Annotated in this window: 17 protein-coding genes; 7 read left to right on the top strand and 10 right to left on the bottom strand. The window is 42.0% G+C overall.

Going from position 1 to position 15,196, the window contains the following annotated elements; all coding sequences use genetic code 11:
• The first annotated feature begins 134 nt into the window (after positions 1 to 134).
• Together GW12_RS09070 and GW12_RS09065 are read left to right on the top strand one after the other, a co-directional pair.
• Complete coding sequence (locus GW12_RS09070) at positions 135 to 986, top strand: hypothetical protein (protein ID WP_034586582.1); 852 nt, start codon at positions 135 to 137, stop codon at positions 984 to 986.
• 403 nt (positions 987 to 1,389) lie between these two features.
• Entirely contained in the window at positions 1,390 to 2,553 is a 1,164-nt protein-coding gene (locus GW12_RS09065) for an MFS transporter (RefSeq protein WP_034586579.1), read from the top strand.
• Between the two features lie 15 nt (positions 2,554 to 2,568).
• On the opposite strand, the gene GW12_RS09060 is transcribed toward GW12_RS09065, so the two are convergent.
• Both GW12_RS09060 and GW12_RS09055 read right to left on the bottom strand, forming a co-directional pair.
• A complete protein-coding gene (locus GW12_RS09060) occupies positions 2,569 to 4,059 on the bottom strand; it encodes an amidase (RefSeq protein ID WP_034586578.1) in 1,491 nt (496 codons plus the stop codon).
• A gap of 39 nt (positions 4,060 to 4,098) precedes the next feature.
• Positions 4,099 to 5,526 carry a diguanylate cyclase gene (locus GW12_RS09055; RefSeq protein ID WP_034586576.1) on the bottom strand — a complete coding sequence of 476 codons (1,428 nt, stop codon included), beginning with the start codon at positions 5,524 to 5,526 and terminating at the stop codon, positions 4,099 to 4,101.
• Positions 5,527 to 5,803: 277 nt separating this feature from the next.
• Here GW12_RS09055 and GW12_RS09050 point away from each other — a divergent pair, with 277 nt between their 5' ends.
• Positions 5,804 to 6,292: a hypothetical protein gene (locus GW12_RS09050; protein ID WP_034586575.1), complete on the top strand. Its 489-nt coding sequence runs from the start codon at positions 5,804 to 5,806 to the stop codon at positions 6,290 to 6,292.
• Positions 6,293 to 6,356: 64 nt separating this feature from the next.
• Here GW12_RS09050 and accC read toward each other — a convergent pair whose 3' ends face one another.
• From accC to aroQ, 3 genes are read right to left on the bottom strand one after another with little or no spacing between them, the layout of a single operon-like run.
• Entirely contained in the window at positions 6,357 to 7,724 is a 1,368-nt protein-coding gene (gene accC, locus GW12_RS09045; RefSeq protein WP_034586574.1) for an acetyl-CoA carboxylase biotin carboxylase subunit, read from the bottom strand.
• A gap of 18 nt (positions 7,725 to 7,742) precedes the next feature.
• Positions 7,743 to 8,159, bottom strand: coding sequence for an acetyl-CoA carboxylase biotin carboxyl carrier protein (gene accB / locus GW12_RS09040; protein ID WP_004809213.1), 417 nt, complete (start codon positions 8,157 to 8,159; stop codon positions 7,743 to 7,745).
• Positions 8,160 to 8,175: 16 nt separating this feature from the next.
• On the bottom strand, positions 8,176 to 8,631 hold the full coding sequence (aroQ, locus tag GW12_RS09035) for a type II 3-dehydroquinate dehydratase (protein WP_034586570.1): 456 nt from the start codon (positions 8,629 to 8,631) through the stop codon (positions 8,176 to 8,178).
• An 859-nt stretch (positions 8,632 to 9,490) separates the two neighbouring features.
• Here aroQ and ybaK point away from each other — a divergent pair.
• Positions 9,491 to 9,958, top strand: coding sequence for a Cys-tRNA(Pro) deacylase (gene ybaK, locus GW12_RS09030; protein WP_034586567.1), 468 nt, complete (start codon positions 9,491 to 9,493; stop codon positions 9,956 to 9,958).
• 299 nt (positions 9,959 to 10,257) lie between these two features.
• Entirely contained in the window at positions 10,258 to 10,743 is a 486-nt protein-coding gene (locus GW12_RS09025; RefSeq protein WP_034586585.1) for a hypothetical protein, read from the top strand.
• A 125-nt stretch (positions 10,744 to 10,868) separates the two neighbouring features.
• On the opposite strand, the gene GW12_RS09020 is transcribed toward GW12_RS09025, so the two are convergent.
• From GW12_RS09020 to tusD, 4 genes are read right to left on the bottom strand one after another with little or no spacing between them, the layout of a single operon-like run.
• Positions 10,869 to 11,180, bottom strand: a complete 312-nt coding sequence (locus GW12_RS09020) for a TusE/DsrC/DsvC family sulfur relay protein (RefSeq protein WP_034586564.1) — start codon at positions 11,178 to 11,180, stop codon at positions 10,869 to 10,871.
• Positions 11,181 to 11,192: 12 nt separating this feature from the next.
• On the bottom strand, positions 11,193 to 11,477 hold the full coding sequence (locus GW12_RS09015; RefSeq protein WP_034586561.1) for a DsrH/TusB family sulfur metabolism protein: 285 nt from the start codon (positions 11,475 to 11,477) through the stop codon (positions 11,193 to 11,195).
• Between the two features lie 11 nt (positions 11,478 to 11,488).
• On the bottom strand, positions 11,489 to 11,839 hold the full coding sequence (locus GW12_RS09010) for a hypothetical protein (protein ID WP_034586558.1): 351 nt from the start codon (positions 11,837 to 11,839) through the stop codon (positions 11,489 to 11,491).
• 43 nt (positions 11,840 to 11,882) lie between these two features.
• On the bottom strand, positions 11,883 to 12,251 hold the full coding sequence (tusD, locus tag GW12_RS09005) for a sulfurtransferase complex subunit TusD (RefSeq protein ID WP_034586554.1): 369 nt from the start codon (positions 12,249 to 12,251) through the stop codon (positions 11,883 to 11,885).
• Between the two features lie 69 nt (positions 12,252 to 12,320).
• On the opposite strand from tusD, the gene GW12_RS09000 reads away from it, so the two are divergent.
• Both GW12_RS09000 and fumC read left to right on the top strand, forming a co-directional pair.
• Complete coding sequence (locus tag GW12_RS09000; RefSeq protein ID WP_034586550.1) at positions 12,321 to 13,328, top strand: UDP-glucose 4-epimerase; 1,008 nt, start codon at positions 12,321 to 12,323, stop codon at positions 13,326 to 13,328.
• A 114-nt stretch (positions 13,329 to 13,442) separates the two neighbouring features.
• Positions 13,443 to 14,837: a class II fumarate hydratase gene (fumC, locus tag GW12_RS08995; RefSeq protein ID WP_034586548.1), complete on the top strand. Its 1,395-nt coding sequence runs from the start codon at positions 13,443 to 13,445 to the stop codon at positions 14,835 to 14,837.
• 225 nt (positions 14,838 to 15,062) lie between these two features.
• On the opposite strand, the gene GW12_RS08990 is transcribed toward fumC, so the two are convergent.
• Positions 15,063 to 15,196 (bottom strand): transposase domain-containing protein (locus GW12_RS08990; RefSeq protein ID WP_031974660.1); only part of this gene is annotated, 134 nt, incomplete at its 5' end.

Genomic DNA, 15,196 nt, shown 5'->3' with positions numbered 1-15,196 from the left:
TTGTCACATTCGGTCTGGGTTGTTATGAATAAAAAATGTGGTTATTCGCCGATTCAATTTGAAAAGCTTATTTAAAGTTGAGATTGGCGTTAATTAAAATAAAAATTTATATCTTTAAAATAAGGGGAAGCATTATGAAAAAAATCGTATTGATTTCCGCCCTCATGCTAAGTCTTGTAGGGTGCGGCGGTGGGGGGAAGGATAGTGATTTTAAGTTTGATATAACTAGCCCTATAGACTCAACTGTAGATTTTGTTGTTGAAGGCATCTTTACTGGCGCTGATAATATTGAACTCGAATTTTCTGATAATAAAGCCATTATCACTAGCTTTGGGGATTCTGTATTTAAATCTAATCCTAGCATTTTACCTATTGGTAGTGCTTATATAGACTCCATTTCGTGCGATCGAGTTTGTAGCGGCTCAATAGCTATACCAATAACGTCCAATGGTGGCGTAACAGGTATTTATCGTGAAACAGTGACATTAAGTAAAAATGGTGAAGACAAAATAAAAGTAAGCGGTTCTTCATTAGGCGATTTAGAATTTATCCGAAAAAATCAAGAACCAATTCAAAGTACATTAACTCTTGATCATACCGCTTCATGTGATGAATGGTGGAAGGCGCTCACTTCAGTAGAAACATGGCGTGCAACATCGGTTAAAACAACCTCCCTTTGGGGATATTTTGGTTTTACCAGTGATGATCCAGGTGATATGACTTTTAAATTTTCAGGAGATAGTAGTTACGAATTTAGATGGACTAGACCTTATGAGGGTGCTACTCCTGAGGTTACAAAAGGTGATGATCTTATTAAATCAGGGAATTTTACATCAATGGGGCATTGTCGTTTTATTGCTGGGTATCCGGTATTATTCCCACATTCATTGTCAAATGGTGAATTAGTTCTGATTCAAGAAGGTGGCACTCCTGAAAATGGTTATCAAGGAGAGGCTATAGAAATTTTAAGATTAAAAGCCGAATAAATTAAAACCACCTTCGGGTGGTTTTTTATTGCCAGGATAAAATCCATGTTGAAACTCATAAAATGCTTGCTAGGCATCCATACATACGAATACACGTATGAAATTGAATTCCGTGATTGTGAGAAGAAAAGATAAAGGCCGCGCTCCATAGTGGGCGCTTTGCTGTTTTACAGCGGGACCGCATAATGCAGATTGTGCTGCTAAAGTAGACGCCTATATTAAAATTCATAAGCCCTCTAAGTGAGGGCTTTAATCTAGCAGTCTACAAATATTTTGAAATCTACAAAAAATAAATTTTGTAGACTGATTTGTAGATTGGTGAACTGTATGGACGGTAAAATGAATACAATAGGATACAGCTTTCACAATTTTAAGTTTCTGATTTTTAGGCCGGTTTATTTCCATGCTCAATCTTCCCATTCAGTCCAGACTCGGCGGTTTCTACTTCTGTTACTATGCCATCGTGGGAGCATTCATGCCGTTCTGGAGTTTGTATCTTGAAGATCAGGGTTTCAGTTATTCAGAAATCGGGATTTTATCTTCAATTGCCATTGTGACCCGTTTCTTCGCCCCGATGATCTGGGGCTGGATTGCCGATAAATCCGGGAAACGCATGTTGCTGGTACGCATTGCCACCTGGATGGAAGCGTGTATCTGGTTCTTGATCTTTATCATTCCTAATAGTTTCCAGTCCATTGCTTTGCTGATGCTGATTTTTAGTTTTTTTCAGAATGCGATTCTGGCCCAGTTTGAAGGTGTGACTTTGTTCTGGCTCGGCGAAAAACGTGCTGAATTATATGGCAAGGTGCGTAAATGGGGATCTGTTGGCTTTATTGCCGGGGTGTTTGGTATAGGGGCTATTTTTGAAATTATTCCGGTGAGCATGTTACCGGTGATGTTGCTGTGTATTTCATTTCTGGCTTTTATCTGGTCTTTTAGCATTAAAGAGCCTTCCGCAGCACCCACGGCGCAGAAACAGTTGGAACCACTGTGGCCAATCTTGAAACGACCTGTAGTCTATAGTTTTTTTCTGATTGAATTGATCATGCTGTTCTCGCATGCGCCGTTTTACAGTTTCTATAGCAACTTTCTCAGTCAGCATGGTTTCAGTACCAGTCAGATTGGCTTGCTCTGGTCAGTTGGTGTGATTGCAGAAATTATCATGTTTGCCTACGCGACTTTGTTCTTTAAATGCTGGTCATGGCGAACCCTAGTCCTGATCTGTTTATTGCTTACAGGATTACGCTGGCTGATTGTTGGCATGCTGCCATCCATGTTTATTGCCCAGTTTATGGCACAAAGTATTCATGCCTTTAGTTTTGGCCTGTTTCATATGATCGCCATGCGAGTGATCTTCCAGAACTTCTCTGCAGGTCAGCAGGGACGTGGGCAGGCGCTATATAGCACCATGTGGGGCTTGGGTGTGGCAAGCGGCAGTATTCTGGCAGGACAGTATTGGGATGTGTTTGGGGGCGCTACGATTTTTATATTTGCCGCAGCTTCTACACTTTTGGGATTGTTACTGTTAGCAGGTTTGCCCAATCAGGTGGAAACACATCCCACCTGATCTGGGAGTTACTGATTAGATTTGAATATCCTGATAGCGATCGAACCACGGTTGTGCCTGTTCAAGCTGTGCGGCCAATTGTAGTAACAAGTCTTCGTGTGCAAATGGCGCAATAAACTGCGAACCTAACGGCAGATTTTGCTCATTCCAGTACAAAGGTACGGACATCGCGGGTAAGCCGGTGATATTGGCCAGTTGGGTAAAAGGTACCCACTTCAGGTTGTCTTTCACCATCTGATCGACCAGTTTGCCTTGGGCAAGCAGGTGAGTTTTTCTTATGCCCAGTAAGGCTTTCAGAATGGGTTTTTGCCATTCAGGTGTTTTGATCTCACCATTTTGCGGTGCAACGGATGCCGTGGCCGGGGTCAGATACAGATCATAATGGTCAAAGAACTGGTTCATTTGTGATACATACACGCCCCAGTTATTCAGGTTGTGGATGTATTCAATCGCCGTGGTTTTTGCACCAAAAGCCGCTAGGACTTGGGAGTCGAGTTCAAAATCAGTGAATTTAGCATCGTAATGTTTACGGATTTCATTCAGCATATAAGAGAACTGGCTAAACCAGGTGGTAATAAAATCCTTAGCCAGCTGCATGCCATCAATCTCTGGACGATCTTCTACAACTTCATGGCCTAATGATTCAAGTAGCTTGGCGGTTTGTTCAACGGCTTGAATAGCATCTTGAGAAACTTGAGTTCCAATTGGAGATTGAGTATTAAAAGCAATTTTTAGTTTTTTCGGTGGCTGCTGAATGATTTCCAAGTAATGCGTATGTGGACGCATAATCTTGAACATGGAATGGTGATCTTCGCCATGTGTGGCATCGAGCATCGCTGCACTATCACGCACGGTTTTAGTGAGCACATGTTGCATCGCAGCACCATGCATGGCTTCGCTCATTTGTGGGCCCCAGGGGGTACGACCACGACTAGGTTTCAGGCCAAACAGCCCGCAATAAGAAGCCGGAATGCGGATTGAACCACCGCCATCACTTGCACCAGCAATCGGGACAATCCCAGCAGCAACCGCAGAAGCCGAGCCACCCGATGAGCCCCCACTGTTATGTTTGAGATTCCACGGGTTTTTACAGCTGCCCCAAGCATCTGGCTCCGTAATCCCTTTGATGCCAAACTCTGGGGTATTGGTGCGGCCAAAGGTCACAATCCCGGATTTCTCCCAGCGATTAACGATTTCTGCATTACGATCCGCGATATAGCCAATCCGTTTAAATCCATTACAGCCATAAGAGGTCGGATAACCTGCATATTCCTGAAACAGGTCTTTCACCAGAAAGGGCACTCCGGCAAAAGGACCGGTCAAATCAGTTTGGGTACGTTTCTGGGCATAATCATGCATCGGAATAATAATGGCATTCAGTTCTGGATTGGCTTGGTTACTACGCTCCAGTGCAATATTCAGCAGTTCTGATGGATGAATTTCTTTTTTAGCGACCAGCTCAGCCAGTCCCAGACCATCGTATTTGAGGTATTCTTGATAATTCATAACAATCCTTGTTCTAATGGCTTCAATTTCTAAATTCTTTTAAGATGCTAATACCACCTGATTACGACCCAAATGTTTAGCTCGGTATAGTGCTTGATCCGCAATATTAATCAGATGCTGCAAATCGACTTTTTGCGGTGCGATCTGATGGGTAATGCCGAGACTCACCGTAATATTCACGGTTCTGCCATAGTCCAGATAGATTGGGGTATTTTCCACTACATAGCGAATACGTTCAGCAATTGCATTGGCTTCGTCATGATCAATGTCCCACATCAGAATTATAAATTCCTCTCCGCCGATCCGGGCAAACAGGTCATAACTGCGCAGATTACTTTTGACTGATTCGGCAAACTGTTGCAGTACAGTGTCACCGACATGATGCCCATAGTCATCATTGAGTCGTTTAAAATGATCAATATCTAGCATGATCAATGAAAACGGCAATTTTTTCGTCTGTTCCAGTAAACTTTCACCTTCCTGAAAGAAAAAGTGCCGGTTCATGGTGCGAGTTAAAGTATCGTAATTCGCCAGATACAGCACATGCTTATAAAGTTCATTCCGGTTTTGGCTAATAATGCACAGAATCAATGGTGCTAAGGCCAGCATAAATAAGCCAATGCGTAAGGAAATGAAGGTAGTTGAATTGATCAGCGCATCATGTTCCAGATAGACCTGGGTCAGGCTGTTGTAAGTAAACAGTAACACCAACATATTAATAATCGAAATGGTAAAAATACGATAAGTCAAAGCTGCCCAGATCAAGGCCGCCATTGGATAAATCAACGCACCTGGACCCGAAAAAATGTGGGTCAGAGACACGCAGATGGCAATGGCGATCAGTGGAAAGAAATAGCTAAGTTCGTAAGTTTTTTTGCGACGATTATTTAAGAAATAGTGAATGTCCTTGATGCGTGGAAAAGCCAGCACCAATGGCAGAATAATGATGTAATTCACCATCTCACCAGTCCACCACAGGAAAAAATCAATCTGCATATTTTCCGGAGTAATGAATGAATCTGGAACATTGACCAGGGTCAGTACAGCAAAAGCTGCACTGGCGAGACAGCCGGCAAAAGCGAAAATGCCGAATAGATGAATAAAAGTATAGCCGGTATTGTAATATTTATAGTTGATCTTGAAATAGCGGATACAGAACAGAGAAACGATGGTGCTGAGTAAATTGGAAAGAGTCAGGAATAGGCTTTGCAGGAATGGACCACCGGTGACCAGATCGGCAAACATAAAGGCACTGAATGCACCAAGCCAGCCACCTTTGTTATTCAGCTTGGGAAAACGCAGGAAAAAGGCGAGCAGGGCGGCATTGGCTGGCCACAAGAATGCCAGATAGCCCATAGGACGGGTCGCAATACCAATAAAGCTGCAAACAAGGATAAGCAGTGCAATAATGATATACGCAGCACTTTCTGGATCCAGTTGTTTTTCTTTTAAGTCAGCAAGTCGCAAATCAAGTTACCCTATAAATTTACAATGAAAAATCACATGCTGTTTTTTATTTACTTGAGCTGTGTAATTTTTCTTTTTGTTATTGCTAGTCTTTAATTTAATTCATTATTAAAGTTCTGTTGGGTACAAAATATAAACAAAATTCTCTTGAATTGAAATGGCTATTATGTAGACGAATGATATTTTTAAGCCAACAGATGAAAAGCTTTTTTCGCTATACGCTGACTTCAAAAAAATATGTTAAGTTAGACTGCCTTGTAGGAATGATTTTTTAAATATGAAAAAAACGTGTCTAAGCCTGATGCTGCTTACTTTGTCCACCTGGGCAATGGCTGCAGATGCAAATAAAAAAACACCACAAGTAACTCAGGTTCAAGCGCAGGCTTCTCAAACGGCAAATACCTATCGTGTGGTGACTCGTCCGGAAATTCTGGGGCTTTGGGGAATGGAAATTCCAAATAATAAGAAATGCATCGAATACTATAATTTTAAAGCGAATAATAATGTCGTTATCAAAAGTGGTGAGGAATGGTCTTCAGGCATTTATGATTATCAGGTTCCTCAGGATACTACTGAACAGGCACCCGCTTTAATCATGCAAGTCAAATATGACAATAATCAGGTCGATTGTTCAGGCAATCAGGAAGATCAGGCTGGTGAAGTCACGCAATATTTTGTGAAATGGCAAAATCCACATACCATTAATTTCTGTGCCGGTGAAAAAGCCGATCAATGCTTTGCGACGTTAAGGCGTATATTACCTTGATGAATTATTTCCCAATAAAAAACCGCTAATGATTTAGCGGTTTTTTATTTTGAAGGTTAGGGCATTAAGCCTTTTCTTCAGCAGCACCTTCTAATTGCTTAAGAAGATGTTTTTCTAAATAGTGAATGTCCATCGCCTGTTCACAGAAGTTTTCATCCTGCAAGATTAGATCTTTGTGCAATGGAATATTGGTTTTGATGCCAGTCAGGATCATTTCATCCAGTGCCTGCTTCATACGGGCAATCGCCGTTTCACGATCTTTACCATGCGCGATCAACTTGGCGATCATTGAATCATAATATGGCGGAATGCTGTAGCCTGGATAGATATGTGAATCTAAACGGATACCGGCACCACCTGGCGCATAGAAAGTTTCGATCTTGCCTGGAGATGGCATAAAGGTAGATGGATCTTCTGCATTGATACGGCATTCGATCGCGTGACCTTTAACTACTACATCTTCTTGCTGAATATTCAGCCCTAAACCGGCAGCGATACGTAATTGCTGTTCAATAATATCAACACCAGTCACCATTTCAGTGACAGGGTGTTCGACCTGAACACGGGTATTCATTTCAATAAAGAAGAATTCACCGTCTTCAAACAAAAACTCGAAAGTACCTGCACCACGGTATTGCATCAATTTACAGGCATTGACACAGGCTTCAAGAATGTCAGCACGTGCCTGTTCTGGCAGATTTGGCGCTGGCGCTTCTTCAAGCACTTTCTGGTGACGACGCTGTAAAGAACAGTCACGGTCATACAGGTGAATCGCATGACCATTACCATCACCTAGAACCTGCACTTCGACGTGACGCGGTTTTTGCAGGAAGCGTTCCATGTAAACCGTATCATCACCGAACCACATTTCCGCATCACGTTGCGCCGCTTGTACAGATTCTAGCAGGGTATCCACGCGTTCAACGATACGCATACCACGACCACCACCACCGGCAGCAGCTTTTACGATCAACGGAAAGCCGATTTCTTTGGCTTCAGCTAGCGCATTATGAATGGTTACTGCATGATCACAGCCAGGTACGGTTGGTACACCCGCTTTTTTCATGGCAATAATTGCAGAAACCTTGTTACCCATCAGGCGAATATGTTCTGGACGTGGACCGATAAAGATAAAGCCAGAACTTTCCACGATTTCAGCAAATTCAGCATTTTCAGACAGGAAACCATAACCCGGGTGGATGGCATCTGCACCGGTAATTTCAGCTGCTGTAATAATGGCTGGAATATTCAGGTAACTGTCGCTGCTCGCGCCAGGACCGATACATACAGCTTCATCACAGAAGCGGAGGTGCATCAGATCCTTGTCAGCATCTGAATAGACACCGACAGTTTTAATTCCTAAAGTTTTGCAAGCTCGGGCAATGCGCAGAGCAATCTCCCCTCGGTTTGCAATTAAAACTTTTTGCAACATTATGAATCCCCGAAGTGATTAGGCGCGGTAACGGAAAAGTGGTTGACCAAACTGAATCACTTCACCATTTTTTACCAGAATTTCTTCAATTACACCGCTTTGAGTTGCTTCAATCGGGTTCATAATTTTCATGGCTTCGATGATACCCAGTGTTTCACCCGCAGAAACGGTTTGGCCGACTTTTACAAATGGTGCTTCGCCTGGGCTTGGTGCTGCATAGAACACACCGACCATAGGAGATTTTTCAACTGCACCGCGTGGTGATTTCGCTGCTGGAACATCAGCAGCAGGTGCAGGCATTGCAGGAACAGCTGCTGCAACCACTGGATTGCGACGAGTTAGCGCGATAGATTGATCGCCTTCCTTAACTTCGATCGCCTGTAAGTCAGACTCAATCATCAAATCGATGAGTTTCTTGATTTTACGGATATCCATGAGACAGTATTCCTAATTAAGATTGCTGAGAAGATTGAATTTTTTCAATGATGTAATCGAGCGCGGCATCATAGCCTTTAGCACCTAAACCACAGATCACACCGATGGCTTTATCGGATAAATATGAATGATGTCGGAATGCCTCGCGTGCATGCACGTTGGACAAATGGACTTCAATAAATGGGATGGCAACACCAAGTAGGGCATCACGTACTGCAACAGAGGTATGTGTCAATGCTGCAGGATTGATAATGATGTATTTCACGTCGTCTTGTTGTGCTTGATGAATTCGGTCGACAACGGCACCTTCCCAGTTACTCTGGAAAGTCTCTAATTCTAGGGAGGCATTTTTCGCCTGGGCGATTAGCTGTTGATTAATATCATCAAGAGTTAAATAACCATAGACTTCTGGTTCACGCTTTCCTAGCAAATTCAAATTCGGTCCATGAATGACCAAAATGGTCGAACTCATTCAGCTTGCTCCAATTCAAAAGTTTCAAAAAAGTTTGCAAGTTCTCAGCAAACTTCATCCATTATGGCATGAAATTCTACATTTTTTAAAAATTTTGTTTGAATTGGTGTAGAAAGCGCGTGCCTAATAGCGGCATATATAATGCGAACTTTGCAAGGAATTGGCAATGTTAAAAAATGACAAATATGGAAAATATGTCGAAGTTTTACATTGTAAGCCGAATTGGCGAAATGAGTTAATAATGTTTCTGTAACATTGCTACGTGACTATCGATAAGTCAACTGGTTTTCATCAGAAATCAATAAACTCAGATAATCAACGTCATTGTTATTTCTCTTATAAGAAATCATTCGTTTCCTCTCTTTTTATTGATATAGGGTATAAGCAATGGTTTGATTTATAGTACTTTAGGATGGTTGCTTTAATTAATATAAGTTAATGAAATGATTTAAAAAATAGAAAATGATTTCAAGATGGGAATTTTAAAAGTTTCTGATAAAAGGCACTTTGTTTTATAAAAATTTATATTTCGATGTATCTGATCAAGAACAGACAATAAGGAATATAGCTCCTGATCTTGATGGCTTCTAACAATGAGTAAGCCCTAAAAATCCTAATGACTGAAATGTTCATTACTGCAGACGAAAAAATGTACATAGGTCAATTTTGAAAATCATCAGGATTGGCAAAAGCTGGTATGAATTCATATTGCTTTAATCAGGTAAAGTGTGCCGCTTTATGCGTTGGCTCTAATAAATCGACTATTCGCAGAAAGTTTAAACGATGAATATCTTGTAGCTACACGTTCCAGCTTTGAATTTCATATAATAAAGGCCTCAATAACAAAATAGCCAAGACCATGACCCCAGCTTGCAAACTTTTAAAAGCCAATAAAATCGAATACAGCATTCATGAATATGAACATGACCCAAATGCGAAAAGCTTCGGTCTGGAAGCGGCAGAAAAGCTCGGACTATCTGTTGAAGAAGTATTTAAAACTTTACTAGTCACTGATGAAAAGCAGTATTTCGTTGCTGTTTTACCCGTGAACCATCAGCTTAACCTGAAAAAAGTAGCACATGCATTTGGCTGCAAAAAGCTTCAAATGGCGGATCCGAAACAGGCTGAACGGTTAACGGGTTATCTGGTTGGCGGGATCAGTCCGGTGGGACAAAAGAAACGCCTGAAAACCGTCATTGATGCATCTGCGGAAAAACTGGAAAAAATGTATGTCAGCGGTGGCAAGCGTGGGCTGGATATTGGCTTAATACCAACAGATTTAGCCAAAGTCTTGAGTGCCAATTTTGTTGATATTGTAGATGAGTAATTTCAGCTCTTAAAAAATATTAAGATTTTTATTAAACTCGGAAATATGTCGATGAATAGCATACTCCGGGTTTATTTTTGGTCGGATAGTACTTCACAAAATTTTTCATTTTGTATATTTTTAATACAAAGGCACACTTGAGGTGTCTATAGAAAAACAAAAATAAAACAAGAAAAACAAAAAATAAATTGGAGCACTGCTCATGAACGTCGTTATGTTACATAACGTAAATTTTGTATTTCAGAAATTTACAGTGTTTCAATTCCTAAACCTAAACAGAGTTAATCTGGAGGTGGCTTATGAATGAACGAGGTGTTTATCTATTTAGTATCATCGCTTTATTTTTAGTGTTGTGGCTGATCGGCTTTCAGATTCATGAAGAAATCTATCGTGAAGATCTGGGCCTGAATTATGTCTATGTGCCGACAGGGGTATTGCTGCATGGCAAAACACTCGCAATCTCGCGATCTTCAGAGTCAGTTGAAAGTGTCAGCGAGGCTAGGCAACATCAAGGTAATTCTCCTTACTTGCTTCCACCGCAAACTCAGGAACGTAATCGTTTTTTGACTGACTATTATAATATGCTAGATGCACTGCGCAGCGGGAAAAAACCGGAATATCTGCAGCTCAGAACCTTTTTAAACAAGCAGCAGAAAATGCTCGAAAATAACACGCTCAAGCATGAGGAAGCTCAGGAGAACATCCGGTTGTTGTTGGCTTATCTGCCTGAATATCAGCATGAGTTATATCGCGCGATTGCCAGGCTGAGAACACGCTATGCTTAAAGTTTGCTAATTATCCTTTGGTAAATAAAAAAGCCCGCAATTTGTTGGACTTTTTATTTATTGCACTTAAAGTAAGTTGATGAGAACAGCCTAAATGATTTAGGTATTGTTATTGAACAGTGTGCTTATAGACAGTTGGGTGGTTTTGGAATCCCTGCCAGACGGCTTAAGTGACGTGCCACCAATCCAGTATTAAATCTTTCCTGCAGTACCGCATTGTTAATATCTGGACTGACGGTTTTCATCAGGAATTTAATTAGAGGACGTGTTGCAGGTGAATGTCCAAACTGCTGGTAAAACTGACGTACGGCTTGCAGGATCTCAAAATGCCAAGGGGTAAGTTGCAGATCCAGACTATCTGCCAGTACTTGGGCGACTTCTTCATTCCAGATGGTGTAATCGACTAAGTGACCATCTTGGTCTAGCTCTAAATTCATGTTTAATCCGTATTACTTCAGCGAAATGCAGCGGTTAAAGCCAAGGCATAGTTCTGCAAATTCGGCATAGTTAATGATTTTTAAGTTGGCAATGTCTGGTTGAGGTAAAAGTTGAGCCTCATTTTCCAGAATATAAATTTCTTTAAGTTGCTTCAAAAAAGGATGTTCTATTGCCAGTATGGCATCACCCATCAGGATGACCTGATCATTTTCACTATAAAGCTGGGATAGCTGTTCTAACACCTGCGCCGTTGCTGCATAGCTGGCTTGGATCATATAAAGAGTTGAATTAGACATGGGAGATCACCTTACCAGTACAGCACATGGTCAAAGCCTTGAATGAAGGCAGGATTCAGTTCAACGAATTCGATTTCCTGTTCAGTATGTTGAACAAAAGGCGAGTTCTGATTTTTGCTCTCTACTAGAATTGGGGTCAGGTCATAGAATTCAAAGCTATCCACCATGTTGGATGCGATTTTAAATGCATGTTTCAGCTGATCAAATTCCAGCTCAGAACGCAGCAAGCTTAAGGCCGCACCTTGCAATAATACTTTTACTTCTGAGCCGAAGGTTGCCAGTACCATGGTAGCTGAGAGGCTTTCATGAATCTGCAAGGAATTCAGGTTGGACTGGGTTAATATAACGAGTACAGATTTCACACAATATACCTTTTAAAAGCAACATATCCCGAAAATAGAGCGATTAGAATTGAAGCAGACGATGTGCAGATTGGACAGCATCAGCGAGTTCGCCCAATCCGACCAGTTCAAACTGATCTGCAAGATTATGTTGTTGAATATTGTGACGTTGAGCATTTTCCTGATCTGTGATGCCACGTGCTAACGCCGCACTCACACACACCGGCAGACGAATCTGTAAGGACTGCCATTCCCGAGTGAGATGACGCTGATCGTCTGGAACCCACTGCAAGGCATTGGCGACTGACACACCGTCCTGATAGAAGAAAACCCGAAAGTCTTCCTGTTTTTGCTGTAATGCCTTGGCAAGACCCAAGGCATGCCAGGCATGTATCGATGTCGGGGCGGAGGTAATAAGAATTAAGGTGCTCATGAAATTCACTACAGGCTTGATCAACCTCAGGAAGTTGATCTGGGCTACATAATAAAAAGGTAGTATACAATGATTTTAGTGACCGGTGGTTTAGGCTTTATAGGCTCTCATCTTGCTTTAAGTCTGCTCGCACAAGGGCAACAGGTCATTGTGGTTGATAATCTGGCTAATGCCAGCTTACAAACCTTGGAGCGTCTGGAATTTATTTCCGGCATGTATGTGCCATTTGTCAAAATCGATATCCGTAATACACCAGCTTTAAACAAGGTATTTGAACAGCATTCCATTGACGCCGTTGTCCATACCGCCAGCTTCAAATCGCTAGAAGAATCTGTCCTAAAACCGCTTGAATATTATAATGATAATGTCAGTTGTATTATGAGTCTGCTACGCGCCATGCAGCGCACGGGTGTGCGTCATCTGGTGCATTTATCCAGTCTGGCTGTGTATGGACAGTCGAGTGCTGATCTGACTGAAGATATGCCTTTTAACTATAGTTATCCCAATCCCTATATCAAATCGCAGCAGATGGTTGAAGAAATCATCCGGGATACGGCAAAAACTGATAATGAATGGAAAATTGCTATTTTAAGGCTGTGTAATATTGCCGGGGCATTTGAGCATGGTGTGCTTGGTGAACTGGTGCCGCCATTGCCCAAAAATATTATTCCGTTGGCTATGCAGGTTGCTGCCTTACAACGGGAAAGTATTGAACTGCGTAGACATGCCAATACCGAAGATAAAACCGTAGAACGCAGTTTCCTGCATGTGCTGGACTGCTGTGACGCCATTATTAAGACTCTGCAGTGGTTAAGTAAACAAATTTTTGCCTGTGAAGCCTTTAATATTGCCGGAGAGATGATTTCGATACAAAAACTGCTGGATGAGATTGGCGAAGTAGCACAAATTGCCATCAAGACGGAAGAAGCGTTGTATGACACTAGTCCAGAATTAGATCAGGTCGGTTCCCAGGCAGAAAAAGCCAAAGAGATATTGGGCTGGCAACCGCAACGTTCGATCCGGCAGATGATAGAAGATGAATGGCGCTTTTATCAGAGCACCTTAAGGGGACAATAAGCCGATCAGCATGATCTTTATTATTGATAATAATTATCATTTACTGCTTGTTTTATTTTGCTTAAGATGGAGCAAGAACAAAGGAAATATCAAGACTTAACAAAGAGGTGAGCTATGCAAACACGTATTGAACATGACACCATGGGTGAAGTTGCTGTTCCAAGCGAAGCATTATGGGGTGCACAAACTCAACGTAGTTTGCAGAATTTCAAAATTGGTAATGAACGTCTGCCTCGTCCGATGATCCGCGCCATGGGTTTAGTTAAAAAGGCAGCAGCACTAACCAATGCTGAACTTAATCAGATACCGAATGAACTGGCGAATTACATCGTTGCAGCAGCAGAAGAAGTTATTGAAGGAAAATGGGATAGCCAGTTCCCACTGGTGGTATGGCAAACAGGTTCAGGTACGCAAAGTAACATGAACTGTAATGAAGTAATTGCCAATATTGCCAACCAGAAACTGGGCAATCCTTTGGGTTCGCAAAAGCCAGTGCATCCGAATGATCATGTCAATCGTGCACAATCCACCAATGATTCGTTTCCAACCGCAATCCATGTGGCGGCAAGTTTGCAAATCAATGAATTGTTGATTCCAGCGGTCAAAAAACTGCGTGATACCTTGCATACCAAATCTCAGGAATTCTCCAACATTGTCAAAATCGGTCGTACCCATTTGCAGGATGCGACGCCGTTGACCTTGGGGCAGGAATTTAGTGGTTATGTTTCTCAGCTAGATCATGGCTTATTACGTCTGGAACAGGCATTACATGGCTTATACGAATTACCTTTAGGTGGTACTGCGGTAGGAACCGGTTTGAATGCGCATCCGGACTATGCAGTAAAAGCAGCACAAACATTGGCAAAGCTAACCGGTTTGCCTTTTGTCACAGCGCCAAACAAGTTTGAAGCTTTGGCAGGTCGTGATGCGGCAGTGTTTGCTTCCGGTGCTTTAAAGACTTTGGCAGTGAGCCTGAACAAGATTGCCAATGACATTCGTTGGTTAGCTAGTGGTCCACGTTGTGGTTTTGGTGAATTGCGCATTCCTGAAAATGAACCAGGCTCAAGTATTATGCCAGGTAAGGTCAATCCAACCCAAAGCGAAGCCATGACCATGGTGGTAGCACAAGTGCTGGGTAATGATACGACTATTAATGTGGCAGGGGCTTCTGGTAATTTTGAACTCAATGTTTTTATGCCGGTAATCGCTTTTAATCTGTTGCAGTCGATCCAATTGCTAGGGGATGCATGTAATAGTTTTAATGATAATTGCGCCGTCGGTATTGAGCCGAATCGTGACAAGATTGAGCATTTCCTGCATGACTCATTAATGCTGGTAACTGCATTGAATCCGGTAATTGGTTATGAAAATGCGGCCAAAGTGGCAAAAACGGCTTATAAAGAAGGTAAGACTTTGAAACAGGTTGCAGTTGAGCTTGGTTTGGTCACTGCTGAGCAGTTTGATGAAGTCGTTCGACCGGAGAAGATGGTTGCACCGAATGTAAAATAAGCCTGATCTTATTAGCATAGGAAAGCCCTCTTAAAGAGGGCTTTTTGTTTTATAGAGCTGTATAGATACAAAATTAAATAATATCCGTAACCCTAAGTTTTCGCAGAAAATAGATCCTCTAGCGTGTGGAAATTGATCCAGAAGCTGGAACCATCTATCGCGCAGCTTTTGACAGAGATTTGAGCTCAGATTACTGTAAGCGTCCGCTGAATCCCATACCAATTTTTAATTCGATTTAGGTTTCCAGCAGTGTGGCAGTAACTCTTCAATCTGGGTCACTTTATGTGTCGGCAGCCTTTTCAGCACATCACTTAAATAGGCATACGGATCCAAGCCATTCAGCTTTGCTGACTGGATTA

Origin of the sequence: Acinetobacter sp. HR7 (genome assembly GCF_000773685.1) — a bacterium.
Lineage (GTDB): Bacteria > Pseudomonadota > Gammaproteobacteria > Pseudomonadales > Moraxellaceae > Acinetobacter > Acinetobacter thermotolerans.
Note: the sequence above shows the minus strand (reverse complement) of the source record. Positions and strands in the feature narration are given on the sequence as shown.